The organism is Bacillus sp. AK031 (assembly GCF_053903065.1).
Genome location: NZ_CP096424.1, coordinates 13,143 through 39,266, shown reverse-complemented (window position 1 = coordinate 39,266; position 26,124 = coordinate 13,143). Strand labels below are relative to the sequence as shown.

Annotated in this window: 23 protein-coding genes and 3 tRNA genes; 3 read left to right on the top strand and 23 right to left on the bottom strand. The window is 41.6% G+C overall.

What is annotated here, in order from left to right:
• Positions 1-278 precede the first annotated feature (278 nt).
• Complete coding sequence (locus M1E09_RS00190) at positions 279-1,166, top strand: LysM peptidoglycan-binding domain-containing protein (protein ID WP_456272901.1); 888 nt, start codon at positions 279-281, stop codon at positions 1,164-1,166.
• Positions 1,167-1,247: 81 nt separating this feature from the next.
• Here the strand turns inward: M1E09_RS00190 and rlmH are convergent, their stop codons facing one another.
• The 12 genes from rlmH to M1E09_RS00130 all read right to left on the bottom strand — a co-directional run bounded on the left by rlmH (position 1,248) and on the right by M1E09_RS00130 (position 12,114).
• Positions 1,248-1,727 carry a 23S rRNA (pseudouridine(1915)-N(3))-methyltransferase RlmH gene (gene rlmH / locus M1E09_RS00185; RefSeq protein WP_456272900.1) on the bottom strand — a complete coding sequence of 160 codons (480 nt, stop codon included), beginning with the start codon at positions 1,725-1,727 and terminating at the stop codon, positions 1,248-1,250.
• A gap of 94 nt (positions 1,728-1,821) precedes the next feature.
• Complete coding sequence (locus M1E09_RS00180; protein ID WP_456272899.1) at positions 1,822-1,980, bottom strand: CxxH/CxxC protein; 159 nt, start codon at positions 1,978-1,980, stop codon at positions 1,822-1,824.
• Positions 1,981-2,098: 118 nt separating this feature from the next.
• On the bottom strand, positions 2,099-3,319 hold the full coding sequence (locus tag M1E09_RS00175; protein ID WP_456272898.1) for a S1C family serine protease: 1,221 nt from the start codon (positions 3,317-3,319) through the stop codon (positions 2,099-2,101).
• Positions 3,320-3,545: 226 nt separating this feature from the next.
• Complete coding sequence (locus M1E09_RS00170; protein WP_456272897.1) at positions 3,546-4,340, bottom strand: MBL fold metallo-hydrolase; 795 nt, start codon at positions 4,338-4,340, stop codon at positions 3,546-3,548.
• A 5-nt stretch (positions 4,341-4,345) separates the two neighbouring features.
• On the bottom strand, positions 4,346-5,155 hold the full coding sequence (locus M1E09_RS00165) for a two-component system regulatory protein YycI (RefSeq protein WP_456272896.1): 810 nt from the start codon (positions 5,153-5,155) through the stop codon (positions 4,346-4,348).
• Positions 5,142-6,479, bottom strand: a complete 1,338-nt coding sequence (locus tag M1E09_RS00160; RefSeq protein ID WP_456272895.1) for a YycH family regulatory protein — start codon at positions 6,477-6,479, stop codon at positions 5,142-5,144. Before M1E09_RS00160 ends, M1E09_RS00165 begins: the two co-directional genes overlap by 14 nt.
• Entirely contained in the window at positions 6,476-8,299 is a 1,824-nt protein-coding gene (gene walK / locus M1E09_RS00155) for a cell wall metabolism sensor histidine kinase WalK (protein WP_456272894.1), read from the bottom strand. The genes M1E09_RS00160 and walK overlap by 4 nt, the downstream gene beginning before the upstream one ends.
• A 4-nt stretch (positions 8,300-8,303) precedes the next feature.
• Positions 8,304-9,014: a response regulator YycF gene (gene yycF / locus M1E09_RS00150; protein WP_456272893.1), complete on the bottom strand. Its 711-nt coding sequence runs from the start codon at positions 9,012-9,014 to the stop codon at positions 8,304-8,306.
• Positions 9,015-9,805: 791 nt separating this feature from the next.
• Positions 9,806-11,269 carry a peptidoglycan DD-metalloendopeptidase family protein gene (locus M1E09_RS00145; protein ID WP_456272892.1) on the bottom strand — a complete coding sequence of 488 codons (1,464 nt, stop codon included), beginning with the start codon at positions 11,267-11,269 and terminating at the stop codon, positions 9,806-9,808.
• A 340-nt stretch (positions 11,270-11,609) separates the two neighbouring features.
• Positions 11,610-11,682: transfer RNA gene (locus M1E09_RS00140), tRNA-Phe, on the bottom strand.
• A 24-nt stretch (positions 11,683-11,706) separates the two neighbouring features.
• A tRNA-Asp gene (locus tag M1E09_RS00135) sits at positions 11,707-11,783 on the bottom strand.
• 256 nt (positions 11,784-12,039) lie between these two features.
• Positions 12,040-12,114, bottom strand: a tRNA-Glu gene (locus M1E09_RS00130).
• Between the two features lie 425 nt (positions 12,115-12,539).
• Here M1E09_RS00130 and M1E09_RS00125 point away from each other — a divergent pair.
• Complete coding sequence (locus M1E09_RS00125) at positions 12,540-13,571, top strand: potassium channel family protein (RefSeq protein WP_456272891.1); 1,032 nt, start codon at positions 12,540-12,542, stop codon at positions 13,569-13,571.
• Positions 13,572-13,696: 125 nt separating this feature from the next.
• Here M1E09_RS00125 and M1E09_RS00120 read toward each other — a convergent pair whose 3' ends face one another.
• From M1E09_RS00120 to M1E09_RS00070, 11 genes are all read right to left on the bottom strand, one after another.
• A complete protein-coding gene (locus M1E09_RS00120) occupies positions 13,697-14,983 on the bottom strand; it encodes an adenylosuccinate synthase (protein WP_456272890.1) in 1,287 nt (428 codons plus the stop codon).
• 671 nt (positions 14,984-15,654) lie between these two features.
• On the bottom strand, positions 15,655-17,019 hold the full coding sequence (dnaB, locus tag M1E09_RS00115; protein WP_456272889.1) for a replicative DNA helicase: 1,365 nt from the start codon (positions 17,017-17,019) through the stop codon (positions 15,655-15,657).
• Between the two features lie 130 nt (positions 17,020-17,149).
• On the bottom strand, positions 17,150-17,599 hold the full coding sequence (rplI, locus tag M1E09_RS00110; RefSeq protein ID WP_456272888.1) for a 50S ribosomal protein L9: 450 nt from the start codon (positions 17,597-17,599) through the stop codon (positions 17,150-17,152).
• Positions 17,596-19,569 carry a DHH family phosphoesterase gene (locus M1E09_RS00105; protein WP_456272887.1) on the bottom strand — a complete coding sequence of 658 codons (1,974 nt, stop codon included), beginning with the start codon at positions 19,567-19,569 and terminating at the stop codon, positions 17,596-17,598. The genes rplI and M1E09_RS00105 overlap by 4 nt, the downstream gene beginning before the upstream one ends.
• A 31-nt stretch (positions 19,570-19,600) precedes the next feature.
• The gene (locus M1E09_RS00100; protein WP_456272886.1) at positions 19,601-20,623 is read right to left on the bottom strand and encodes a YybS family protein; all 1,023 of its coding nucleotides are present in this window, start codon (positions 20,621-20,623) and stop codon (positions 19,601-19,603) included.
• Between the two features lie 305 nt (positions 20,624-20,928).
• On the bottom strand, positions 20,929-21,162 hold the full coding sequence (rpsR, locus tag M1E09_RS00095) for a 30S ribosomal protein S18 (protein WP_044022817.1): 234 nt from the start codon (positions 21,160-21,162) through the stop codon (positions 20,929-20,931).
• A 44-nt stretch (positions 21,163-21,206) separates the two neighbouring features.
• Positions 21,207-21,734, bottom strand: coding sequence for a single-stranded DNA-binding protein (gene ssb / locus M1E09_RS00090; RefSeq protein ID WP_456272885.1), 528 nt, complete (start codon positions 21,732-21,734; stop codon positions 21,207-21,209).
• A 78-nt stretch (positions 21,735-21,812) separates the two neighbouring features.
• Positions 21,813-22,100 carry a 30S ribosomal protein S6 gene (rpsF, locus tag M1E09_RS00085; RefSeq protein ID WP_456272884.1) on the bottom strand — a complete coding sequence of 96 codons (288 nt, stop codon included), beginning with the start codon at positions 22,098-22,100 and terminating at the stop codon, positions 21,813-21,815.
• Between the two features lie 343 nt (positions 22,101-22,443).
• Entirely contained in the window at positions 22,444-23,544 is a 1,101-nt protein-coding gene (gene ychF / locus M1E09_RS00080; protein WP_456272883.1) for a redox-regulated ATPase YchF, read from the bottom strand.
• Positions 23,545-24,100: 556 nt separating this feature from the next.
• Positions 24,101-24,298: a DUF951 domain-containing protein gene (locus M1E09_RS00075; RefSeq protein WP_456272882.1), complete on the bottom strand. Its 198-nt coding sequence runs from the start codon at positions 24,296-24,298 to the stop codon at positions 24,101-24,103.
• 12 nt (positions 24,299-24,310) lie between these two features.
• Positions 24,311-25,270 carry a mechanosensitive ion channel family protein gene (locus M1E09_RS00070; protein ID WP_456272881.1) on the bottom strand — a complete coding sequence of 320 codons (960 nt, stop codon included), beginning with the start codon at positions 25,268-25,270 and terminating at the stop codon, positions 24,311-24,313.
• A gap of 194 nt (positions 25,271-25,464) precedes the next feature.
• On the opposite strand from M1E09_RS00070, the gene yyaC reads away from it, so the two are divergent.
• The gene (yyaC, locus tag M1E09_RS00065; protein WP_456272880.1) at positions 25,465-26,085 is read left to right on the top strand and encodes a spore protease YyaC; all 621 of its coding nucleotides are present in this window, start codon (positions 25,465-25,467) and stop codon (positions 26,083-26,085) included.
• Positions 26,086-26,124 lie beyond the last annotated feature (39 nt).

Here is a 26,124-nt window from a genome sequence, read left to right as displayed (position 1 = left end):
GATTATAGCAGATTCCTATAAACGTCAATAAGACCTTAGATGTAGTCAAAAAGAATACAAGTTTACAGATTTGTATACAACAAACACACCTCGTATACATGTTGATTTACAAGGTTGTGTACACCTTTGTATACACGTACACAGGATTGTACACATCAAGAATACACATTGTGTACTTGTTTACATTTTTGTATACAACGAGATTTAGTGCTTTTTACCTGACATAAAACTCCTTTAATCTATTAACGATGGTAAACAATGCTGATGAGTAGATAGAAATGGATTTGGTGGTAATTATTTTAATCACCGCTTTTGATGTAGACGAATATCCTGATCAGGAAGAAGAAAATGAACGTAGGAGTGATAGTATGCCTATTGTTGAGGGTACTTCCATTGTCTATACAATTAAACAGGGAGACACCTTGTATTCGATTGCTTCAGGTATAGGAGGGACCGTGCCGCTCCTCGTTGACGCAAATGCGGTCTACCCTCCTGTGACAGATCCCTATCTTATCTTTCCCGGTCAAGTTCTGGTTATTTCAAAACCTGGTAAGAGACAAGTGAATCACATCGTCAGCAGTGGAGAAACACTGCAGCAGATAGCCAGACGGTATTCAACAACGGTGGGATTACTTCAAGGAATAAATCCGCAGATCATTAATCCCAACCTCATTTACCAAAATCAGCTTCTTCGAGTGCCGGCTCTCATATATTTAGTCGAACAAGGGGACACATTAAACAAAATCGCTCAACGCTTTGGAATATCTTTATCAACATTACTTGAATCCAATCGTGAACGCCCGGGAATCTCTCCTGATGTCATTTTCCCTGGTTATCAGCTCATTATTCCGCTTCCAACTTCAAATAATATTGCTGTATTTCAACCGCTTCCAGGCAGAAGGGTACAAGAAGGGCAGAAGCTTACAGGTTATGCACGTGCCTTCGAGGGGGCTATTCTCTACCGGATTGTTGATCAAAATGGCCAAATTGTAAAAGATGAATCACCTATTCAAACAACAGCAGGTGCTCCTGCATATGGATCCTTTTCAACTGAAATATCATTTGATCAGCAGCCGGCTTCTCAATCAGGTGAAATATGGGTTTACACAAGAAGTGCGCGGGATGGGAGTATTCGGGACTTAGTTCAAGTACCTGTGAGATTGTAAGAAGGTCAATAAATGCAGAAAGAGACAGGGGGCAGTACCTGTCTCTTTCTGCATTTATTGAATTCATTTTCTGTACAATTATTATTTGTGGTAAGGTTCATTCCGATTAATCCTGAAAGCCCGATAAATCTGCTCGACCAATACTAACCGCATCAACTGATGGGGAAACGTCATCTTCGAAAAAGAAAGAGTTTCATCCGCCCGCTTCATGACTTCATCACTCAATCCCAATGATCCACCGATGACAAAAGCCACCTTGCTTTTCCCATATGTAGCGAGCTTATCCAGATTATCGGCCAGTTCTTCTGACGTTCTCATTTTTCCCTCGATGGCCAATGCAATGACATGGGTATCCGGGGAAATCTTGCTCAAGATCCGTTCGCCTTCTTTGCCTTTGACTTGCATCATTTCCGTCTCACTTAATTCTTCCGGGGCTTTTTCATCGGAAACTTCAATGATTTCAACTTTAGCGTATGCACTCAAACGTTTTAAATATTCATCTATTCCCTGCTTGAGATATTTTTCTTTCAACTTTCCAACCGTCACTATTGAGATATTCACAATTCACACTCGCTTTACAACCGATTTACAAACACGTTATCCACAGATGTTATCCACATATCCACAGCAACATCCATATATCGTATGGAGAATATTAGTTCGCCACAATATATTCCGCTTTATTCTCACAATACTCACAATTTGTGGATAAGTCTTCATTTCCTGTTAATTGTTCTAATTTTGGAGCAACTTCATATTCATCCACAATGATGTCCATTGCTAACTCAACGTGTTCAGTACAGCAATATATCATGTTTTCCCTCCGCTCTGTAAATGATTTCATTCATTTTAATTTATCCACAAGTCATCATATCATTAAAAAAATAAGCAGGAAAGTGCTGGGCACTAACCTGCTTATTAAGTTATCCACATTACAGACGTGACTCATCTGTCAGCCTCATTGATACTTCTTGAAGCTCGCCATTTCTATATATCGTCACTTCCATTTGCTCGCCGACATCTTTCTCATTATATAAATGTTTGCGAAGAGCGATGATATCGGTGATTTTTTCTCCATCGAGTTCAACGATTACATCGAGTTCCTGAAGTCCGGCTTGGGCAGCAGGAGAGTTTGGAACCACCTGGCGGATCATGACGCCATCTTTAACATTCTCTGGCAGATTCAATGTCTCCTGCTGGTGATACGCCGTAATTTCGTTGACATTCTCCAATGTAACTCCCATAGCAGGACGTTTTACTTCACCAAACTCCTCTAAGTCTTCAATGATCGGCTGAGCTGCGTTAATAGGAATAGCCAAGCCAATTCCTTCAACTGCCTCCTGAGCAATTTTCATTGAATTGATTCCAACCAGTTGACCTGCGATATTAACGAGGGCTCCACCACTATTCCCCGGATTGATGGCGGCATCTGTCTGGAGAACTTCTGCCTGCCAATCTTCCATTCCATCCTGATTGACATCCACCGGAATCGTACGTTCAAGCCCTGATATAATCCCTTGTGTGACGGATCCCGAGAATGACAGCCCCAAAGGATTCCCGATTGCAAGAACCGGCTCACCTGTCTTCAATTCATCGGAATTGCCGAATTCGGCAACATCTTTGATTGGACCTCCATCTACTTCAAGCACAGCCAGATCCGTCCATACATCGCCGCCTCTTAATTCGGCAGAAAGCTTCGAGCCGTCAGAAAGTGTCACTTCCAACTGATCAGCGCCTTCAATAACATGAAAGTTCGTCACTATGTAGGCCTTTCCTCCAGCTTTCTTATAAATGACTCCTGAGCCAGTTCCTGCCTCCTGTCCAGTCTGTTCCCAAAAGCTTTGAGAACGTATATTGCTGATTCCTACAACAGCATCTCCCGCTTTTTCAACTGCTGCTGTAACGTCAGTGGTCACATCGACAGAAAGATTTCTTGCATCTGCATTCTGTCCATCATGATAAGCTTTATCGGTTTCTGCTAAATTTCTGTCAGGATCGTACGGAAGGACATCCCAATCACTTAATTGGGGTAAGGCAACAATGACAAGAATAGCACCTAATATGATTCCTAGAAGACTGGCGAGAAAGTATCCTCCACGGTTTCCTTTCTGTTTAGATCTCGTATTTTCGTAATCCTGGTCGTAATAGCCCATCTACTGATACACCCTTTCCTATACATCTCTAATATTTTTCCTACATAGTCAAAAATATAGTCAGGTAAAATGGAAATTTGCTTAAATTTTATAAAATTTTTTCGGATTTATCCACTCATAAGCCTCTTATTATTAAATCTTCTCAAACAACATGAAGATAAAAAAAGATGAAAGCAGCGAGTGCTTTCATCTTTTATCTTCCCTGATCATTCCACCTAAAACATAATCAGACTGCTGTAAGTGCGGTAGGAATTTTAGGGTCCGTATCAAGCAGGTCGAATTGCTCGCCAACTTTGATTCCCTTGGTTTCCAATGTTTGAGAAACACTCATACGGGCAAGGTCTTTCATATTGTTATCTTTACTTAAATGGGCAAGGTATATGCTCTTCGTTTGATCGCCAAATACCTCACTCATAGCAATGGCCGCATCTTCATTAGATACATGTCCGACGTCACTGAGGATACGGCGTTTGATGCTCCATGGGTAGCGGCACATTCTGAGCATATCGACATCGTGGTTGCTTTCAAATACATACGTGTTCGCATTAGAAATGATGCCTTTCATACGGTCACTTACATATCCAGTGTCTGTCACTAAGACCAATTTCCGGCCTTCATGATGAAAGGTATAGAACATCGGTTCAGCTGCATCATGCGAAACGCCAAATGATTCAATATCTAGTGAGCCGAACGACTGGACCGTTTCCATGCTGAATTCAAACTTCTGCTCCAAAGGAACATTGCCGATTAAAGGCTCCATTGCTTTCCATGTTTTCTCGTTTGCGTAAATTGGAAGTCCATATTTACGGGCAAGAATTCCAATTCCCTTTATATGATCACTGTGCTCATGTGTAACGAATATCCCCGATAAATCTTTAATGCTGCGATCAATCTTCTGAAACAAACCTTCCATTTGTTTACCGCTCAAACCAGCATCCACAAGGAATGAGTTCTGGTCTGTTTCAACATAAATCGCATTTCCAGTACTTCCGCTGGCAAGTACACTAAAATGCATAGACATTTCTCTCACTCCAGTATTTCTTTTTCTGTATTTGTAAACTCGATGATTTGCCCTTCAAAGGCGTTGAGGAAATAATGTTCTTCCTCTCCGTCCTTAGTGACAGTAAAGTGCCATGCTGGCGTCAATACCTGTCTTTCTGCCTCAGGGACTAACGTATAAAAACCCATCTCCGGGCTGGCGATCGAGCTGTCAGGCTCTAGATTTTCTTTATAATACAACGTTTCAATTGCCTGCATTGGAGGGATGACATTTTTCTTATCAGTAAACTCTTCAAAGCTTGTCATTAACGTCTGGCTGTATGATACAATTTCCCGGTTTTCGTTATAGTAAATCGCCAGCTCTCCATTAATGTTTTTATAAAGAGGCTTCCCTTCGTATGTCTGGTAATAGAGAATTCGCTGCTGTTCCTCGTCTATTTCCCAAAATGCATATCTATCACCATAAAGAATATTTTCCTTAATAAATTCCGTCAATTCTTCCGGCTTGAAGTCTTCACTTAATACATACTGGTTATCACCAAGCTTAGAAGTGATTGTTGTCGAATCAATAATTTCGGCTGCCTGGTTCTCCAGGCCGTCTATATCTTCTTCTGTGAATGCCTTGGTCACAGCGTTTAGGTAAGGCTGTTTTTCAGGCTCTTTCAACAGTGGCTGCTCGTACTTGATATTGTCACCTTTCAGCTTGTCCTCAAGTTTTGATTCACCAAGGAAAGCATACTGACTTTCATTATACTTGTTTATGAAGAGGGTTAACAGGAAAATATCCAGGATAAGAAAGACGATGATGAAAATCGTTTTCGTTTTATTCCAATCCAAGAGGAACCCCCCCAACATCTTCTGTCTGTATACGTATCCAGGCACCGGCATACTTGTAATACCATGCAGGTTCAAGAAGAACGGCATTTGAAACACCAGCATTTGGATCATTGGAAAGCTTAAAGCCTGGTATGATTGCTTCAATTTGATCTGGATTGTTATTATCCTTTAACAATCGATTGATGACTTCAACACCTGATGGAAGCGTAACGCTTTTAGTCGCTTGAGGAAGCATATCTGTTGGCCTTATATACGACCTTGAATATTTATAAATGTTCACCTTCCCCAGCACTGTATTCATTTCGGCCATGCCGCTTTCATTAAAAACAGGCAGATCATGAACAAACATCCGGTATTGAACCACCCTTTGCGGCTTACTGATGCTGAAATACTGATAATCTACAGGACTTGTAGGCCAACCGCCGTGATCATTAATAAAATCGGTTGTCTGCATGATTAAACTGGTCACACTCGCTTCTCCATCTGCTTCTTCCTCAGTGTTGACAAAAGAAAATGTCTTAGAATTAAACTTCACCCTCATCAGACTGGTATCATCATTATATTCCTCCCCAGTATTGGTCAGCTCATTGCTGACCAAAGCTGGATTGCTGAATAAAGCATCGACAAATTGTTTAAAGGGGAATTGCGCTGTAATGTAACTATAGCTGTTCATCTCCAACGAGTTTTCAGGCAAGTAAATCCGCCTCTTTTCTGAAAAATCATGACCGAAATACTCATCATGGCTCAGAGCTTTAAAGACGAAATTTTCCCTGAAAGCTTGTAAGGCCGAACTATTGATCCGGCTTTCATATACTTTTTGTTTGCCATATGAAACAAAGTAAACCTTTGCAAAATCGTCGGAATCATTTTTTGTTTTTACAACGATTCTGTCAAAAAGGTCATTTGGAAGAGCATTATCCTGAAACTTTAATATCCCATTATACACTTGGAAGGAAACAACATCAGGAAGGATGATCTCCACCCTGTCTTCCCCATGAACCAGTTCCTTGAATTCAGCGTCTGTCAAAGAACCTGAGATATCAGTGATCTCATAGATATCCCAGGATGACATTTGATTGACCATGCTCTTTATTTCAAATTGACTGTGGCTGCCAAAAGTATTGCCGTTCCGGTGATAGAGCAATTTATATGGAAGTACTGTCTCACTGATTTCCTTTGTACTACTAATTAAAATATCCTCTGTAACATTATTCTCTTCAATAGGTTCTAAATTCGGCTGGTATGTCCATAAACTCCAAGTCAAAAATACACTTGAAACGACGAGGAGAGTAAGAATGATAGATTTTATTTGTTCATACTTCATTGCCATTCATCCTCTTGTGTACTGTCATAAGGAAGAGTAAATGAAATGGTTGTCCCTGTGCCTTCCTTACTTTCAGCCCATATGTTTCCTCCATGAGCTGATATCATTTCCTTCGCAATGGCAAGACCTAAACCGGTACCTCCCATTTGTCTGGAACGGGCTTTGTCTACACGATAGAACCTCTCAAAGATTTTGCTGAGGTTATCTTGCGGTATGCCCAGCCCCTGATCTGATACGCTGACTTGGATCATTTCATCTTTCTCTTCAACTTTAAAAGTAAGCAAGCCGCCTTCAGGGGAATACTTCAATGCATTGGAAATGATATTATCCAGTACCTGGGTCAGCTTATCTTTATCAATATCTACAAAAAGTGCTTTGTCCGGAAGTTTTCTTTTAAACGTGACATTCTGGCTTTTGGACATTTCAAAGCGGTCAATAATCTGATGGAAAAAGCCGACAAATTCTATCCACTCTTTATTAAAACGATAATCTTTGCTGTCCATCTTGGAAAGTTGAAGCAGATCATTGACAAGGCGGATCATCCGCTCTGTTTCATCTTGGGTTACACTGAGGAAACGCGGAGCAATCTCTTCATCTTGCCAAGCCCCTTCTGCAAGTGCTTCTAAATAACTTCTCATTGTCGTCAAAGGAGTCCTGAGTTCATGAGAAACATTTGAAACAAAATCCCTTCTTTCCATATCAATCTTTTCCTGCTCGGTAATATCATGAAGAACGGTAATGATTCCATTTACGAAACCTGTTTCTTTTTGAATCACAGAAAAGTTTGCTCTTAAAATATATGGCTGTTCTTTCGTACTGTAATCTAAAATGATAGAATCCTGTTCGTTAGATAAATCCTCAAATGTATAATTTTCATCCAATCCAAGCAGAGAAACAAGGGGTTGTGACAAGACTGTTTCACGTGAAACATTCAACATCTTTGCTGCGGGATCATTGATCAATATCACTCTGCCTTTGCGGTCTGTGGCAATAACCCCATCCGTCATATAGGAAAGGACGGATGATAATTTCCTTCTTTCTCCTTCAGTCGTTGCCTGTGCTTCCTGCAGCCTTTTCGTCAGGTTGTTAAAGGTAATGGCCAATTGTCCAATTTCATCATAGCCATATACCTTGACCTTCCTGGAGAAATTCCCTTTGGCCATGGCAAGGGCCTGTTTTCTCATATCAGAAATCGGCCTTGTGACTGTCTGTCCAAGAAGAACACCAAGAATCGCTGTGATGATAAGGGCAATCGCTGTTCCGTTTGAAAAAATATCATTGATTTCATCTAACTGCTGGTATACATTTTCAATTTTTGCTATCAGATATATGGCCCCGATTTCCTCACTGTTGTTGGTAATCGGGTAAGTATAGACCCAGATGCGTTTACCTGTCTCGTTATCCAGATAAGCTTCATCCATCTCTTTTCCCGTTGCTAACACACGCTTTACCATTGTATTCGTTGTTCTCTGTCCGACAGTATCCAGGCTTTCGTCTTTAGAAGAACCAAGGATGCGGTACTTGCTGTCAATAACAACCACTTCTGAGACATCTGCCCCCGAGAAGTCGGAAAGGATGTCGTCGATATCCTGCTCAAGATCCGCTTCCTCTTCCGTACGTTCCTTAAGCATTTCTTCACGGAGGTTATACTCTAAAAATTTTACATTTTCTTTGATATTGCTCGTAAAATTGGTGATCAATTTATTTTCAAGTTCACGGACGAAGTACACTCCAATGATCTGCATAGCCAAAAGGATCAGCAGCACATAAATCAAGACGAACTTTAAATGTATCGAACGGGTGATGCCTACTTTCTTCATTTAATTACTCCTGTTCCGGATTGCGTAAATAATAGCCGACTCCTCTTCTTGTTACGATCCAGTTAGGATGGCTTGGGTTGTCCTCAATTTTTTCACGTAAACGGCGTACTGTCACATCAACTGTTCTCACATCTCCATAATAGTCATATCCCCATACCGTTTGAAGAAGGTGTTCACGTGTCATCACTTGGCCGATATGTTTGGCCAGGTAGTGAAGAAGTTCGAATTCGCGGTGAGTAAGTTCAATGGTATCTCCCCGCTTCGATACGATATAGGCATCAGGATGGATCACTAAGGAACCGACTGCAATTTCATTGCTTCCCGCTTCATCAGCCTGCTGTGAAGCCCCATGCTGATGGCGGCGCAGGTTAGCTTTGACCCTTGCAATCAGTTCCCTGGTGCTGAATGGTTTAGTGACATAATCATCTGCACCCAATTCAAGGCCAAGGACTTTATCGATCTCTGAATCTTTTGCAGTCAGCATGATGATTGGCATTTCATACTTTTTTCTGATTTCCCGGCAGACTTCCATTCCATCGCGGTTAGGAAGCATGATATCAAGCAGGACAAGATCCGGCTTGATCTCTTCAGCCATTTTGACAGCTTCATCGCCATCATAAGCACAATGGACCTCATAGCCTTCCTTCTTTAAATTGAACTGCAATATATCCGCAATCGGTTTCTCATCGTCTACAACAAGTATTTTCTTATCCATAGTCCCTAATCTCCTTTATCTCTTAATAGACTTTATTTCAGGAATAGCAGTAACCCTTAGTCATGCAGGTTGAAAGCTTATTAACTTTTATAGTTGTTTCTAATTTATCATTTTATCGGTATTAATTCATCTTTTATATGGGATGACAATGGTAATGTCTTTATATTGTAATCTTTCCCTAATGCTCTCTTTGTAGACTTTTTCTTTATTTTTATAGCTTTAGTAATGATTGATCTAGTTTTTATGGAACTACTTAGGTTGATTTGCCTGATTTCCGCTCCAGGTGCGACTCCGCGGGGCGGGCGGTGAGCCTCCTCAGCTTCATAAAAAGCGGAAGCGGCCGTTTAGCGACGTACAGATTGGAGGGCTCTCGTATGAGATAAAGGAATCACGAAGAACAAAGTGATTCGATGATGACTTATCGCAAGGAGAGAGACCGAAATCTGCTAGTCGCTGGCCGCTGGAGCTGGATTCGCCTGCGGGGTTACGTTCCAGTGGGTACGTAACCTTGGTCTCACCTGTCCCGCGAATCCCGCAGGAGGTCGCACACCTTCCGCTCCAATCAATAGTTGATTCTATATTTCACTGAAACATTGATTTTCCATAACTAAGAAAAGTGTTTTTCTATATTCGGGTTCCTGATTCACTAATAACAAAAATAGCATTACAGAACAAATCAGTTTTGTTATTAGATTTAATTTTCAGCATGTACACCTGAATAACAACTCCATTTTTATAAAGAAAAAGCCCCTGAGCCGGTCGGCCAGAGGCATGAAATTATTAAAGTCATATTAATAGAGGCTTAAAGGATTAACCAATGAACCATTCTTATATACTTCCAAGTGCAGGTGGACACCAGTGGACTGCCCTGTTTGGCCCATCTTTCCGATAGAAGAACCGGCAGATACTGTTTGTCCAGCTGAAACATGGATGCTGCTTAAATGAGCATAAACAGATCTATACCCGTTATTATGGTCGATAATCACTTTATTTCCATATCCGCCAGAATCCCAGCCGGCTGATACAACTGTTCCATTATCGATTGCTTTGATTGTCAGGTTGCTTGGACGGGCAATGTCGATTCCTTTATGCATTTTACCCCAGCGCTGGCCGACACGCGAAGAGACATATCCACCGTTTGTAGGCCATACAAAACTGCCTGAACCCCTGGAAGGAGTTACTTTTGTTCCTTTAAGGACAATATATTTCACAGGTTCTTTTGTAACCTTTTCTTCTTTTACAGTGCGGTTGACTTGTACGCCATTTTCTTCTTTCGTAAGGTATGTGACGGACTTCTCGCCTTCCTGGCCTTCTTGTCTCACTCTGATATCGCCTTTGTTCATAGAAGAATCTTCAATGACTTCTTTTGCATAGGCAATCGTCTCGACAGTTGCATTCTCTCTCTCAACCGTTACATGAACAAGAGGCTTGTATACCGTTACATTGATTTCCTGGTCGATTTGAAGCAAGCTGTCTTCATTTAAGCCAGGGTTCAATTCAAGAAGCTTTCCCGTGGTCAAGTCATGCTTTTCAGCAATATTTCCTAACACGTCACCTTCCTGAACAAGGTACTTCTTTTCTTCAAGCGTTCCCTTCAGAAGATATTCAACCGCTTTATCAGCACTCAAAATTTCTTCCGGCGCTGCTTTTGCTTCACCGAAATCGACTTTTTCAGAGACTTTTACTGATAATAGCTTAGAATCTTCATTAGAATCTTCATTAGAATCCGCTGTTCCTTCTTCAAGCTCTTTCAGCTCTTCTTCCGAAACGAACTTAAGTTTCAATTTCTCAATTGTTAAATCAGCCTCGTCCTGGTCCTTAACCATTACAGCCGGTTTATCTCCAAATGAGATGGAAACAGCCTTTGCTTTCGCCTCAACATTCTGAGTAAGCTGTTCAATGACAGCTTCGTTGCTGCCTGTTGACCTGAAGACTTGTTCAGGGATATATGTTATTGTTTGTCCAACTTCTAATTCAATAGATTCATATTTCTCTTCTTCTGCTTCAAGCTTGCTTTCAATGGCCTTCTCAACTGCAGATTTATCAGTTACAGGGCCCACATACTCCTTACCCATATAAACATGATAGATCGTCTTTAATTGAGAATCCTCACTGTTTGCGGAAACTGCTCCAAAAGTAAGTGTAGAAAGAGCTAATGTTGTAATAGCTGCCTTTTTTAATAGAGCAGCAGATTTATGTATTATATTATTTGGACTATCTTCTTTAGATGAATGATTGGGTGTTCTCCAAGTCACTGGTCTTTCCTCCTAGCTAAAGACAAAGAAACTAAAGCCTAACAAAATACTAGTCTCTTTTACCTAAAAAAATAAGTTTAATTTAAAATGATACTTTTATAATCTACCATAAAACTGTTAAATACGGATAAACGTTTTCATAATGTAACATAATTGTATAATAAGTTACAAATTCTGCCTTTTCGATGTAACATTTAGGGGAATGGTAAGAGAAAGAAGATAGGAAATAGTATAGGGGCTATAGGACTTATTCAAACTCGGAATTGTTTGCCTGCAGAGATCTATAGAGAAAATAAAAAAGCATTGCGAGAGTCATGTCGTCGCAATGCTTTTTAGGTGATGGCTCAGGACGGAATCGAACCGCCGACACATGGATTTTCAGTCCATTGCTCTACCAACTGAGCTACTGAGCCAAGGAGTTTCGGTAAATATGTAAATGGCGGTCCGGACGGGACTCGAACCCGCGACCTCCTGCGTGACAGGCAGGCATTCTAACCAACTGAACTACCGGACCAAAGATTTTTGACGTCAGTCAAAATATCTGTCCTTAATGTAAGGAGCAGAAGCAACTGACCAAAATATCTGTCCTTAATGCAAGGAGCAGAAATCTTGTCAAAATAACAAAAAGATCATTTTCGCTTTTTGAAGGGATTTTAAAGCTCCACTTCGCTGCGCGACTTTAAGGTTGTTTATTTTACTCCGCTTCGCTCTTGCGCTGATGCTTTTTTTAAGGATGTTTATTTTACTCCGCTTCGCTTCGTAAAAAAACTTGGTGACCCATACGGGATTCGAACCCGTGTTACCGCCGTGAAAGGGCGGTGTCTTAACCGCTTGACCAATGGGCCGTTTTGTTAGGAGCAACGAAGATAATAGTATCACATGAGTTAGATTTTAGGCAATAACTTTTTAAAAAATAATGTCGAAAAAGATGAATTATGTCTAAACATAGGGATTATCCACTATGAATACACTATCATATTGAAGAATAGTCCTTTTTTAACAAAAAATATTATTTGAAATTTCTCTGGTTTTGCCCTCTTTAATTAAATGTGCGGGCAATATACATTTATACGCACAGGATATACAACTTTGCGCAGGGGTTATTCACTTATACGCACGCATTATACAGCTTTGCGTCCGAAAAAAATGCTGATATGCACATTTATCCATTTACTGGTAAATTAAATCATCGAAAGAAATTTCCTAAAAAGCCTGAGTGATCTTTCTAATTCATGTTAATATGGAAGAAAAAAGCAGGAGGTGTACATGTTTGACGATTTTCATAAGACTATGGAAGAAAATCTCCACAATGGACTTTTGGGTAATAGCCCTTATGTCATTAGTGATTGTGCTTTTTGGGACTTTTTCTATTCATTTATTAGAACCCGATACTTTTCCTACATTATTCGAGGGCTTTTGGTGGACCATGACAACACTGACAACTGTCGGTTATGGAGACTATTCACCCTTGACGGTGGAAGGCAGGCTGCTCGGTATTTTCCTCTTTATATTTGGAATAGGAATTATCGGGTTATTGATCAGCAAAATCATGGACGCATTGGCGACCTATAATACGTTAAAAAAGGAGGGGAAGCTTTTGTATAAGAAGGAAGGACATTTTGTCTATATCGGCTGGTCATCCCGTACAGGAAGAGCAATCAAGGAAGTCCTTGCCCATAATCGGGAAAAAAAAATTGTCTTGATTGATCAGTTGGAAACAACACCTTTTTCACATGAAAACGTCCATTTCATCAGCGGAGACGCTTCCGATGAAGAAGTTCTGTTAAAAGCAAATATCTTAAAAGCCGACCGTGTTGCGATTTTCTCGGACATGAGTATTACCCAGCCAGTCCTTGCAGATGGAAAATCACTTTTAGTTGCTTCTGCAGTCGAAGCCCTATCAAAAAAACATAACGGCAATGTTCATTCGATTGTAGAGGTTATGGAGGAGAAAAATATCCCTTTGTTTAACCATATTGATGTCGATGATTTTATCCTGTCCAATGACTCTGTGTCCTTACTGATGGCCAAGGCGACTCTGCAGCCGGGAACGACAGGTTTATTCAGGCAGCTGCTGAGTAAAAAATTCGGGAAAAACATCCATGAACTTTCTCCGTTGAAGGATTGGAACACCTATAAGGATGCATCTCATGGTTTGTTTGAAAAGGGTGCGGTTTTAATTGCAGTCAATGAAGATATGGATTTCAGCAATGCGGCAGAAAAGAGACTCAATACAGAAGATATATTGTACATAATCTGTGATGACGATATTTTTCAATCGCTGAGTAACACACTCTCATAAAAAGCAGCAAATGTTATGGTTGGAGAGGGAGCCCTCTTTAAAAATGACTCCTTTTCTGGCCGGATATTCCTTTGCGTGTAAGAAATAAAAAAAGCATGAGGCCCGCAGCCTCATGCTTTTTTATATTAGCTCCAAACACTTCTTACAACATTAGTTTGCGAACGGTCAGGTCCTACCGAGAAGATGGAAAGAGGGATACCTGTCAGCTGGGATACGCGCTCAAGATAATGGCGGGCATTCGCAGGCAGCTCACCTAATGTTTTGCATCCTGTGATGTCTTCTGTCCAGCCAGGAAGCTCTTCATATACAGGCTCACACTCAGCCAGGATATTTAAGTTAGCAGGAAATTCATTGATGACCTCACCGTTATATTTATAAGCTGTACAAATTTTCAGGGTTTCAATTCCTGTCAGTACGTCGATGGAATTAAGAGAAAGGTCCGTCAATCCGCTTACACGGCGGGCATGTCTTACCACAACACTGTCAAACCAGCCGACACGGCGCGGACGGCCAGTCGTTGTGCCATACTCGCGTCCTACTTCACGGATCTGGTCTCCGATTTCGTTATTTAATTCCGTAGGGAATGGACCGTCTCCGACACGTGTCGTATATGCCTTCGATACTCCTACTACATGAGTGATCTTAGTCGGCCCTACGCCAGAACCGATTGTCACTCCACCGGCAACCGGATTGGAAGAAGTCACAAATGGGTATGTTCCCTGGTCTATATCAAGCATAACGCCCTGCGCGCCTTCGAACAATACACGGCGTCCTTCATCAAGAGCATCATTCAATACAACTGATGTATCGCAAACATACTGTTTGATTTGCTGGCCATATTCGTAATACTCATCCAGGATTTCATCGATATGGAACCCTTCTGTTTCATAGAAACGCTCTAACAAACGGTTCTTTTCTTCAAGATTTCTTGATAATTTCTCTTTGAATGATTCATAATCAAGCAAATCGGCAATTCTGATTCCGATACGGGCTGCCTTATCCATGTAAGCTGGTCCGATTCCCTTTTTTGTCGTACCGATTTTGTTGGCACCCTTGCGCTCTTCCTCAACTTCATCCAATTTCAAATGATAAGGAAGAATGACATGCGCACGATTGCTGATTCGAAGATTATCTGTTGTGACATTCCGGTCATGAAGATATTTGAGTTCTTTTACAAGAGCTTTAGGATCCACAACCATTCCGTTCCCGATCACTGATGTTTTTTCATTATAGAAGATTCCTGATGGAATAAGATGTAATTTATAAGTTTCGCCATCAAATTTAATTGTATGGCCTGCGTTATTTCCGCCTTGATATCGTGCAATTACCTCAGCATTTTCTGAAAGGAAATCAGTAATCTTACCTTTTCCTTCGTCTCCCCACTGTGTTCCAACAACTACTACTGAAGACATTAACAAGCACCTCCGCTAGGGTTCATTATTCGTTCTATATCAAACATACTCATTTTATCAGTTGAAAGAGATAGAAGTCAACGAAAACACGAACATTATTTACATGTGTTATTTTATTTGTTCGTAAAAATTCCACACTTATTATTTAGTTTGTGTAGGTGTAAGGGAAACTATTAACTGTTTTGAGGAGAATTATTCTATATCAAAGGGGCTTTGGGAATTAAGGACCATTGAAAACGAAAATCTCTCCTCTCAACGGCCCGATTAGCACGTTTTCGACCCATTGAAAACTGAAACCCTCCTCTCAACGGCCCGATTAGCACGTTTTCGACCCATTGAAAACTGAAATCCCTCCTCTCAACGGCCCGACTAGCACGTTTTCGACCCATTGAAAACTGAAATCCCTCCTCTCAACGGCCCGATTAGCACGTTTTCGACCCATTGAAAACTGAAATCCCTCCTCTCAACGGCCCGACTAGCACGTTTTCGACCCATTGAAAACTGAAATGTCTCCTCTCAACGGCCCGATTAGCACGTTTCCGACCCATTGAAAACTGAAATGTCTCCTCTCAACGGCCCGATTAGCACGTTTCCGACCCATTGAAAATTGAAACTCCTCCTCTCAACGCCTCATAAAGATAAAAAAGAGCCGGAGAAAATTCTCCGGCTCTTTATGCACCAGGCGGAACACCTGCGTCATCATACCTTCTTTCCAGGTTGACGAACTTATTATATTCTTTAACAAATGCAAGGGATACCGTACCTACCGGGCCGTTACGCTGCTTGGCGATAATGATTTCTATGATATTCTTATTCTCTGATTCTTTGTCATAGTAGTCATCACGGTATAAGAAGGCCACGATATCGGCATCCTGCTCGATACTTCCGGATTCACGGATATCCGACATCATCGGACGCTTATCCTGGCGCTGCTCCACTCCACGGGAAAGCTGGGATAAGGCAATGACAGGGACTTCAAGTTCACGGGCAAGACCTTTGAGCTCACGGGAAATTTCCGATACTTCCTGCTGGCGGTTTTCGCCGGAACGTCCGCTTCCCTGGATCAGCTGCAAGTAGTCGATCAGGACCATCCCAAGACCCTGCTCCTGCTTAAGGCGGCGGCACTTAGACCGGATTTCACCAATTTTAATACCAGGGGTGTCATCAATGTAAATCCCCGCATTTGAAAGGCTTCCCATCGCCATCGTCAGCTTGCGCCAATCTTCATCTGTCAGTGATCCTGTACGGAGGTTCTGGGCATTGATATTGCCTTCTGCACACAGCATACGCATGACAAGCTGCTCGGCACCCATCTCCAAACTGAAGATCGCAACGTTCTCATCGGTTTTCACAGCGACATTCTGGGCAATATTAAGAGCGAAGGCCGTCTTACCAACGGAAGGACGGGCCGCCACGATAATCAGGTCATTTCGCTGGAATCCAGCCGTCATTTCATCCAAATCGGCGAAACCGGTTGGGATGCCTGTAACATCTTCGGTACGATTGTGAAGGAGTTCGATATTGTCATAAGCCTTCACTAGTACATCCTTGATATCATGGAATGCACCGGCATTTTTCCGCTGTGCAACTTCCATGATATTTTTCTCTGCTTCACTTAAGAGGGCATCGACTTCATCTTCTCGCGAATACCCATCCTGCGCAATTGTCGTGGCCGTTCTGATCAATCTTCTCAATAAAGACTTCTCTTCCACAATTTTTGCGTAATATTCGATATTGGCCGCTGTAGGAACGGATCCCGCCAGCTCACTTAGATAAGAAACCCCGCCAACATCTTCTAATTCCTTCACCGCTGACAGCTCTTCCGTCACAGTGATCAAATCAACCGCTTTGCCGGAATCATTCAATTTCAGCATCACATGGAAGATTTTTTGGTGAGAGCTGCGGTAAAAATCTTCCGGAATCAGGGACTCAGATGCCTGGGTAAGAGCACTCGGCTCCAGGAAAATAGCACCCAGCACTGCCTGTTCGGCTTCTATATTTTGTGGTGGAACATGATTTGATAAGATTTCATTCATATATGGATAAACCTCCTGAGAGAAGGATTTTTAAATCATAGAAAAAATGTGATCGGCATTACCTACCAGATCACATTTATATAAGTCTATTCTATTTTAACACGTTTTTCGGTGAAATTTATTTCCAATATTAGTTTTCTTCGGTTACATGGACTTTTAAAGTGGCTGTAACGTCTTGATGAAGCTTAACAGGTACGTTTGTAAAGCCAAGAGAACGAATTGCATCGTTCATTTCAATTTTGCGCTTATCAATTTTGATTTTATGCTTTTTCTTCAGTTCATCAGCAATTTGCTTGCTTGTGATTGATCCAAATAAACGTCCGCCTTCACCGGATTTTGCCTTCATTTCGACTGTGAGGCCTTCCAGTGTCTCTTTCAATTTCTTCGCATCTTCCAGCTCTTCCTGGGCTTGTTTCTTTTCTTTATTTTTCTGCCCCTCCAACTGGCTCACACTGGAGTTTGTTGCTTCTACAGCAAGTCCTTGCTTGATAAGGAAGTTATGTGCATAGCCATCGGCTACATTCTTCACTTCACCTTTTTTTCCTTTTCCTTTTACATCTTTAAGAAAGATTACTTTCATGATTCTTTTCCCCCTTCAAAGTATTCATCCAATACTGCTTTAAGACTGTTTTCAGCTTCTTCGACCGTGATTCCTGGAAGCTGGGTGGCAGCATTTGTTAAATGCCCTCCGCCTTGGAGATTCTCCATGATGATCTGGACATTCACTTCACCAAGCGACCGGGCGCTGATACCAACAAGGTCATCTTTTCTTCTCGAGATGACAAAAGATGCTACGACACCATCCATCGTCAGGAGGGTATCGGCTGCCTGAGCGATAAGGACAGGATCATAAATGACACCGTCTTCACCCTTGGCAATTGCCACTCCATCGTAATAGAAGTCCACCGTTTCTATAAGTCTTGACCGTCTGATGTATGTCTCAACATCTTCTTTCAAGAATTTTTGGACTAGCACAGTATCTGCTCCCTGTCCACGAAGGTAGGAAGCGGCATCAAATGTACGTGATCCGGTTCGCAAAGTGAAGCTTTTCGTATCCACTATGATTCCGGCCAATAATGCTGTGGCTTCCATCATCGATATCTTTTCATGCTTAGGCTGATATTCCAGCAATTCCGTCACAAGCTCTGCTGTTGAGGAAGCATACGGCTCCATATAAACAAGCAAAGGATTCTTGATGAAGTCTTCGCCGCGGCGATGGTGGTCTATGATAACGACTCTTTCCGCCCGGTGAAGCAGCCTTTCTTCGATAACCAGAGATGGCTTGTGAGTATCGACTACGACCAGCAAAGTATCATCAGTCATCATCTCAAGCGCAGCCTCTGGTGAGATAAACCTTGAGTGCAAATCCGGATTGGACTTAATTTCGTTCATCAATCGTTTCACACCGTTATCTATTTCGTTGAAATTAACAACCACATAGCCTTCTTTTTGATTCATTTGAGCGACTTTCCTCACCCCAATAGCGGCTCCGATTGCATCCATATCAGGAAGCCTGTGGCCCATGACGATGACTTTGTCACTTTCGACCATTAATTCCTTCAAGGCATGCGAAATGACTCTGGCACGGACCCTTGTCCGTTTTTCCATAGGGTTTGTTTTACCGCCATAGAATTTCACTTTGCCGTTAGGCTGTTTGATGGCCACCTGATCTCCTCCGCGTCCTAAGGCAAGGTCCAGGCTTGATTGTGCCAAAGTACCGAGCTCTGGAAGGGTGGAGACCCCAGTACCGACACCCAAACTAAGGGTAAGCGGTACATTTTGTTTAGATGTCGTGTCCCTGACGTCATCCAGGATAGAAAATTTATCTTTTTCAAGCTGCTGAAGAATTTTTTCGTTAAAGACAGCTATGAACCGTTCAGATGAAATCCGTTTCAGCAGCACACCTGAATCTTTTGCCCACTTGTTCAATATCGACGTAACCATACTGTTCAAGCTGCTTCGTGTCTGGTCATCCATACCTTGGGTAAGTTCATCATAATTATCAAGAAAAATGATTGCAATCGCTGTACGTTCTTCCTCATATTGCTTTTCGATTTCTGTTTGCTCTGTTACATCAAAGAAGTATAGCAGTTTTTCCTCGAGTTTTAAGATCACGCGGAATTTCCGTTCGTTTAAGGTAACAACTTCAGTATCGACCTCTTGTTTAATCAAGGGTACGACTGAATCAGCTACATCATAGAGGGAGCGCCCAACTAATGTGTCTTCATTGAAACAGGAAGCCATAAATGGGTTTGTCCATTCAATATAATAATCATCATTGATGAGCATGATCCCAATCGGCATTTCCATCAATGCTTCTTCACCGACCCTTTTCAATCTGTAAGAAAGGGTAGAGATATATTCTTCTGTTGACTGGTATGTTTTCTTTTCATAAAGAAATGCAATATAAAACACGCTGGCCAGTATGATGAATCCAATAATGGAAATCCACCAATTGTAATAAGCCGTGGCAGCCAAAAGCAATACCGTCACTGCAGCCAGTCCATAAAGGGGATATCTGACCAATCGTTTTTTATAGTTTGATGGCATGATTTCAGCTCCTCAAATAAGAATGATAACCTTATGACTTACGTTGAAGGCGCTGTCTAAGATCAAATCCTAAATCAATTATACCTAAAATCCTTACAATAGAAATAAGCGGCAGCATTAAAACTGTAATTAAAATCACTACCCCTTTTGGCCACTTCTTAATATGGCCAAAAAAGTGAACGAATGAAAAGCCTTGAATAATGAGCAGTGTTTGCAGTATATATAACAGGTTGAATAATGCACTGTGAAAATATGTACCCATCTCCGGTTTTACTGTAATCATAAGGATTAGCGTAATTAAATAATACCACACTATACTTTGGGGAAGCTTCCAATTTCTGAAAGGCGGAAACTTAGGCGGTTTAATTCCAAACTTTTTTAAAACAGGAAAGTTAACTGCCAGCAAGAGGAGGCTGATTACGAATGCTGCTGAAACAAATAAGGTTGGAACCAATACTTCTATCAAATCCAGGAGAGTGTTGAAATTCTCAATCGATTTATCAGGAAGAGGCTGCCCCCATTCTTCTGCCCTTCTGATAGCTTCTGTAATCGTATCTCTGTACAAGCTTAATGAATCGCTTACGATATTAATATTCAAGAAAAGTATAGATACTACATAAACAACCACAATATTGATCAAAAGCACAAGGCTGCTGGTTAAATAAAGAGTCACCTTGGGTTTTCCGTGGCGGATCATCAAGCCGATAACAATTCCCACAGGTGCAAAAAATAATGTTAAAGGCAAGGTTACAACGAATGAGCCTGCCAGCAGAGAAATAAATATGGCTCCGGCAAGCATCGTCAGTGAAGGCTTCCACCCGTGCTTTTCACTGTGCATAATAAAAGGCAGCGGAAGGAAAACAAATATAAAACTGACAATCGGAACATAGGCAGATAACAGCAATAGAACGGTAAAAATCGCGAGCAGTAATGCTCCTTCCGTAAGAGTACGGGGGTTTTTCACATTGACACCTCTCAGACAGTATATACTCATTTTATCGATGGTTAAATCCAGATTCAACTGATAATCACTCAGGAAGACTTGCCAATTCATTCCCCTCAAAAAGCTAAGCTGAATATTGGTAAAACAAGTCATTATACCTCTTCATTATAGCTAAAATACCTGCAAGTCATAACAACAGACATTAAGGCTTTTGTAACAGTTGAGGGAAGGAGTTTTTTAACTCATATGTATTTTGCTTATTCCTGCCATTTTCATCTTTAAATGGACTTTAGAACGAAGTGACATTTATACTGGTATGAAGGTTTCCCAAAACAAGTCGCATCCATGATCACACAAAAACCTTATTAATAGATAAAAAAGAACAGCAGAAGTAATCCTGCTGTTCTTTCGTTTTATTATTCACCTACAACGTAAGGCAGTAAAGCCATTGTACGCGCGCGTTTGATAGCACGAGTAAGTCTGCGTTGATATTTAGCGCTAGTTCCTGTCACACGACGTGGAAGGATCTTTCCGCGCTCAGAGATGAATTTCTTCAATAGATCTACATCTTTATAGTCGATGTGTGTAATTCCGTTTGACGTGAAGTAACACACTTTACGACGTCTGCGTCCGCCTCTGCGCATTGCCATAGAAATCGCCTCCTTGCATATTTATTTTATTATTTATAGAAATTTTAGAATGGAAGATCGTCATCTGAAATATCGATCGGCTGACCGTCATTTGCAAATGGATCCTCATCCACACGAGTATTGTTCTGGTTGTAATTATTATTGCGCTGATTCTGATTTTGACTAAATGAATAGTCTTGTTGTTGTCTTTGTCCGCCGCCATAATTGCCGCCGCGTTCACCTTGGTAGCCGGAACCGCCGCCTTGGCTGGCATTCTTAGGCTCAAGGAATTGAACAGATTCAGCCACGACTTCTGTCATAAAGACACGTTTGCCGTCCTGTCCCTCGAAGTTACGAGTTTGAATGCGGCCGTCAACACCGGCGAGGCTTCCTTTTTTCAAAAAGTTTGCCACGTTTTCGGCTGGACGACGCCATACAACGCAATTAATAAAGTCCGCTTCACGTTCACCTTGCTGATTCGTAAAAGAACGATTCACTGCAAGTGTAAATGTTGCCACGGGTACCCCGTTAGGAGTGTATTTCAATTCTGGATCCTTAGTTAAACGACCCACGAGTACAACTCGGTTCATCATCAGAATCAACCCCTTCCTTCTAACTTTTGTTTCACGTGAAACAAGTCAGAAGCGTTCGTTTTTCAAAAAACGGCTGGATTATTCTTCTTCTTTGATTACGATATGACGGATGATATCGTCAGAGATCTTAGCTAAACGATCGAACTCAGAAACCGCTTCGTTGTTGGAATGGATTTTCACCAATTGGTAGTATCCATCACGGAAGTCATTGATTTCATAAGCTAAACGACGTTTACCCCACTCTTTAGACTCGATGATCTCCGCACCGTTAGTTGTTAATACGTTATCGAAACGCTCAACAACTGATTTTTTAGTTTCATCGTCAACGTTAGGACGGATAATGTACATAACTTCGTACTTTCTCATCTTCTAGTCACCTCCTTATGGTCTATGCGGCCCTTCTCGGCAGAAGAGCAAGGAGCAATATATTATTACTCACAAGTTAGAATTATATCATAGTGGACAGGCTAATGCAATAGAGCTTCCAAAAACCTTAAATTCCCTTGGGATGTAGATTGATTTCCGCTGCAGGATGCCCGACTCCGCGGGGCGGGCATCCTGCAGCGGAAATCAAAAGAATGTTGTAACTCATTGGCTTTTAAAATCAGAGACATCAATCCTGTTAACTTAGTTAAGCCAACTGACTTTTTTATAAGATAAATAAAAGCTGTTCCCGATGGTCAGGAACAGCTTTTGATTGGTATAAAAATTAAACATTAAAGCGGAAGTGGATGACATCTCCGTCTTTTACAATGTATTCTTTACCTTCAAGGCGCACTTTACCGGCTTCACGTGCGGCTCCCATCGTACCATTTGCAACAAGGTCATCATAGGAAACTGTTTCAGCACGGATAAATCCTTTTTCAAAATCAGTGTGGATGATTCCTGCACACTCAGGTGCTTTCATACCGTTACGGAACGTCCAGGCACGAACTTCCTGAACACCAGCTGTAAAGTAAGTGGCAAGGCCGAGGAGGTCATAAGCTGCACGGATCAGCTGATCTAAGCCTGACTCTTCGATGCCCAGTTCTTCAAGGAACATCGCCTTTTCTTCATCATCAAGTTCAGCGATCTCCGACTCAATTTTCGCACAAACAACAATCACTTCAGCATTATCGCCTTGCGCAAACTCGCGGACCTGCTGTACATATTCATTGTCAGAAGGATCTGCGATATCATCTTCACTCACATTGGCAACATAAAGAACAGGTTTGATAGTCAGAAGATGCAAGCCTTTGACCACTTTCATCTGCTCCTCCGTGAATTCAACAGTACGGGCGGGTTTGCCTTCCTCAAAGGCTTCTTTAAGCTTCACCAAAATTTCATGTTCGAAAGAAGCTTCCTTGTCCTTTTGCTTGGCAAGCTTCTGCACCCGGGCAATTCTTTTATCTACTGATTCCAGGTCGGCAAGGATGAGCTCAAGGTTGATTACTTCGATATCATCAAGAGGATTAACTTTTCCTGAAACGTGAGTAATATTGTCATCAGCAAAACAGCGGACAACCTGGCAGATCGCATCTACCTGGCGGATGTGGGACAGGAATTTGTTCCCGAGTCCTTCACCTTTACTTGCACCTTTAACAATACCGGCGATATCGGTGAATTCAAATGCTGTAGGAACTGTTTTTTTCGGTTCAACAAGCTCTGTCAACTTATCCAGACGATAATCAGGTACCTCAACGATTCCGACGTTAGGGTCGATCGTACAGAAAGGGTAGTTCGCAGATTCTGCACCTGCTTTTGTAATTGCATTAAATAGAGTTGATTTCCCAACGTTAGGCAAACCAACGATTCCAGCTGTTAAAGCCATTTCGGTCACTCCTCATTGAATGATTCTATATTTGTTCTGCCTTCTCGTTTTGGCAGTCAGTGTAAAAAATAATACAAACCTTTTCTAATTATAGATTTTAAGTGATAGAAACACAAGTAGAGGAGAGAAAAGGACAAGAAAACGTCCCTAACCTGAAAGTCATGCACGATGTCATGAAGTAAAGGACATCAAACCGGACTCACCCATAAATCATGTACCCCGCTCTCGAAACGAAGGACATCAAACCGGACTCTTCCATAAATCATGTACCCCGCTCTCGAAGTGAAGGACATCAAGCCGGACTCACCCTTAAATCATGTACCCCGCTCTCGAAGCGAAGGACATCAAACCGGACACTTCCATAAATCATGCGCCTCGTTCACGAAGCGAAGGACATCAAGCCGGACTCATCACTGAAATCTTGTACCCCGCTCACGAAGCGAGGGTCATTAAAACCTTTTCCTTCTTACATGTAGACTTTTATATCCATGAAAGCTCCACCTAATAAAAAGGAGAGACCACGAAACAACTGGCCTCTCTCTAATCTGGTAAAATCCTATTCTCCCTGTGATTCCAGGACCTTCTTCATCTTTTTCGAAAAATCTCTTCTTGGAAGCATGATACTGTGGTCACACCCCTGGCACTTGATTCTGATGTCCATGCCCATTCTGATGATTTTCCAGCGGTTGACTCCACATGGGTGCGGCTTTTTCATTTCAACAACATCGTTTAATTGAAAGCTTTTCGGTTCCATACTTTTTCCTCCCTACTCACTATCAAGCTGTCTTGTCGGTTTAGCGGTATTTTCCATACTCTCTTCTTCCTGTCGGTTATACATAACCATTCGAGGGAACGGTATTTCAATTCCATGTTGATCTAATACCATTTTGACATCTTTTCTGATTTTACGGGCCATGGACCAGTGCTGCATTGGAGTCGTTTCAGCTACGATCCTCATTACAACATCTGATGCTCCTAAGGTCTGAACCCCTAACAGGTCCGGCGGCTTTATCAAATCTTCATATTTTTGAGGCATCGTCAGAAGCAGTTCACTCAGGACCCTTTCAGCTTCTTCAATATTCTCCTCATAAGCAATACTGACGTCGACTATCGCAATGCTGTTATATATTGAAAAGTTAGTGACCTCTGCAATGTTTCCGTTTGGGAAAATGTGCAATTCTCCCGTCCAGCTTTTGATTTTCGTTGTTCTAAGGCCAATTTCCTCTACAAATCCTTCAGCCGTCCCCACTCTGATATAATCTCCAACAGAGAACTGGTCTTCAAAGATGATGAAGAAGCCGGTGATGACATCCCTCACAAGGTTCTGTGCCCCGAAGCCGACTGCAAGGCCTACAATTCCAGCACCGGCTAAAAGCGCACCTATCTCAACACCTAAGTTGGTCAATATCATTGTGATGGCTATGAAATAAACAACATAAGTCAAAATATTTTCCAGAAGTCTGCTTAGTGTAGCTTCCCGTCTCTCTGTGATTTTAAATGGAGAACGTGATCTGACTTTGAATATATTTCTAATGACCGTTTTTCCTATTTTAAGGATAAAAGCCGTTAATATTAAGATTAAAAGAATTTTCACAGCGCCTACGCCAATCGTTATCCATAAATCATCACTAATCAATCTATCCCAAATGGCTTCGCCGGCATCTTTAGCATCTTTAAAAGAATCATTAATTTGGTCTTCAGCAGTACCATTATTCGTCTGACTCATAAGAATTTCACTCCTATAACTCTCACAATAAAATTATATTTCATTGTATCAATTTTACCCTTATTTGGATAGCGGCAAGCAAACTATTAGAAAATTGTTTAAAAAGTCTTAGTTTGTGACAAATACATAATACTATGTATAGATAAGCCTTTTTTTCCGTATACTGTTAATACTATTGCAAAGGAGTGGAAGGAATGAATCTGAAAAAGGGTTTTTTCGAGCGGAAATCCGAGCCATACAGAGTGCTTCATGATGATGAAAAAGCTGCAGCATCGCTCTCTGCGGAACTGCTCACCATGCTTCCGACAGCCACGAGGCCCGTAGTAATCGTTTGTATCGGAACAGACCGCTCAACAGGCGATTCCTTAGGACCACTCGTCGGCACCTTTTTGGAAGAAAAAGTCACGAACGGCTTTCATATTTACGGAACGCTGGATGATCCCATTCATGCGGTCAACCTTGAAGAGAAGCTCACTGAAATCAGAGAAAAACATCTTAATCCATTCATTATCGGGATTGATGCCTGTCTTGGCAGGTTGAAGAGTGTAGGAGCAATCCAGCTTGGTGACGGTCCTGTCAAACCGGGCGCGGGAGTGAATAAAGAGCTTCCGGATGTCGGCGATATGCACATAACCGGTATAGTCAACGTCAGCGGCTTCATGGAATTCTTTGTCCTGCAGAACACAAGGCTGAACCTTGTCCTGAAAATGGCCAAAATTATCTCAGAAGGAATACATTTGGCAAGCAAAACGCGAGTAAGGAAAGAAGCCATTTTCAAAATGAATGTTAATGATGAAAAACAACAATTGCTGTAATAGAAAAAAACACACCAGGCTGGAAAGTGCTTAGTGTGT

Coding starts and splice junctions, on each gene's coding strand:
- M1E09_RS00190 (WP_456272901.1), top strand. CDS start 279: ATGGATTTGGTGGTAATTATTTTAATCACCGCTTTTGATGTAGACGAA.
- M1E09_RS00180 (WP_456272899.1), bottom strand. CDS start 1,980: ATGATATATTGCTGTACTGAACACGTTGAGTTAGCAATGGACATCATT.
- M1E09_RS00175 (WP_456272898.1), bottom strand. CDS start 3,319: ATGGGCTATTACGACCAGGATTACGAAAATACGAGATCTAAACAGAAA.
- M1E09_RS00170 (WP_456272897.1), bottom strand. CDS start 4,340: ATGTCTATGCATTTTAGTGTACTTGCCAGCGGAAGTACTGGAAATGCG.
- M1E09_RS00160 (WP_456272895.1), bottom strand. CDS start 6,479: ATGAAGTATGAACAAATAAAATCTATCATTCTTACTCTCCTCGTCGTT.
- walK (WP_456272894.1), bottom strand. CDS start 8,299: ATGAAGAAAGTAGGCATCACCCGTTCGATACATTTAAAGTTCGTCTTG.
- yycF (WP_456272893.1), bottom strand. CDS start 9,014: ATGGATAAGAAAATACTTGTTGTAGACGATGAGAAACCGATTGCGGAT.
- M1E09_RS00120 (WP_456272890.1), bottom strand. CDS start 14,983: ATGTCTTCAGTAGTAGTTGTTGGAACACAGTGGGGAGACGAAGGAAAA.
- dnaB (WP_456272889.1), bottom strand. CDS start 17,019: ATGAATGAAATCTTATCAAATCATGTTCCACCACAAAATATAGAAGCC.
- rplI (WP_456272888.1), bottom strand. CDS start 17,599: ATGAAAGTAATCTTTCTTAAAGATGTAAAAGGAAAAGGAAAAAAAGGT.
- M1E09_RS00105 (WP_456272887.1), bottom strand. CDS start 19,569: ATGCCATCAAACTATAAAAAACGATTGGTCAGATATCCCCTTTATGGA.
- M1E09_RS00100 (WP_456272886.1), bottom strand. CDS start 20,623: ATGAATTGGCAAGTCTTCCTGAGTGATTATCAGTTGAATCTGGATTTA.
- rpsR (WP_044022817.1), bottom strand. CDS start 21,162: ATGGCAATGCGCAGAGGCGGACGCAGACGTCGTAAAGTGTGTTACTTC.
- ssb (WP_456272885.1), bottom strand. CDS start 21,734: ATGATGAACCGAGTTGTACTCGTGGGTCGTTTAACTAAGGATCCAGAA.
- rpsF (WP_456272884.1), bottom strand. CDS start 22,100: ATGAGAAAGTACGAAGTTATGTACATTATCCGTCCTAACGTTGACGAT.
- ychF (WP_456272883.1), bottom strand. CDS start 23,544: ATGGCTTTAACAGCTGGAATCGTTGGTTTGCCTAACGTTGGGAAATCA.
- M1E09_RS00075 (WP_456272882.1), bottom strand. CDS start 24,298: ATGGAACCGAAAAGCTTTCAATTAAACGATGTTGTTGAAATGAAAAAG.
- M1E09_RS00070 (WP_456272881.1), bottom strand. CDS start 25,270: ATGAGTCAGACGAATAATGGTACTGCTGAAGACCAAATTAATGATTCT.
- yyaC (WP_456272880.1), top strand. CDS start 25,465: ATGAATCTGAAAAAGGGTTTTTTCGAGCGGAAATCCGAGCCATACAGA.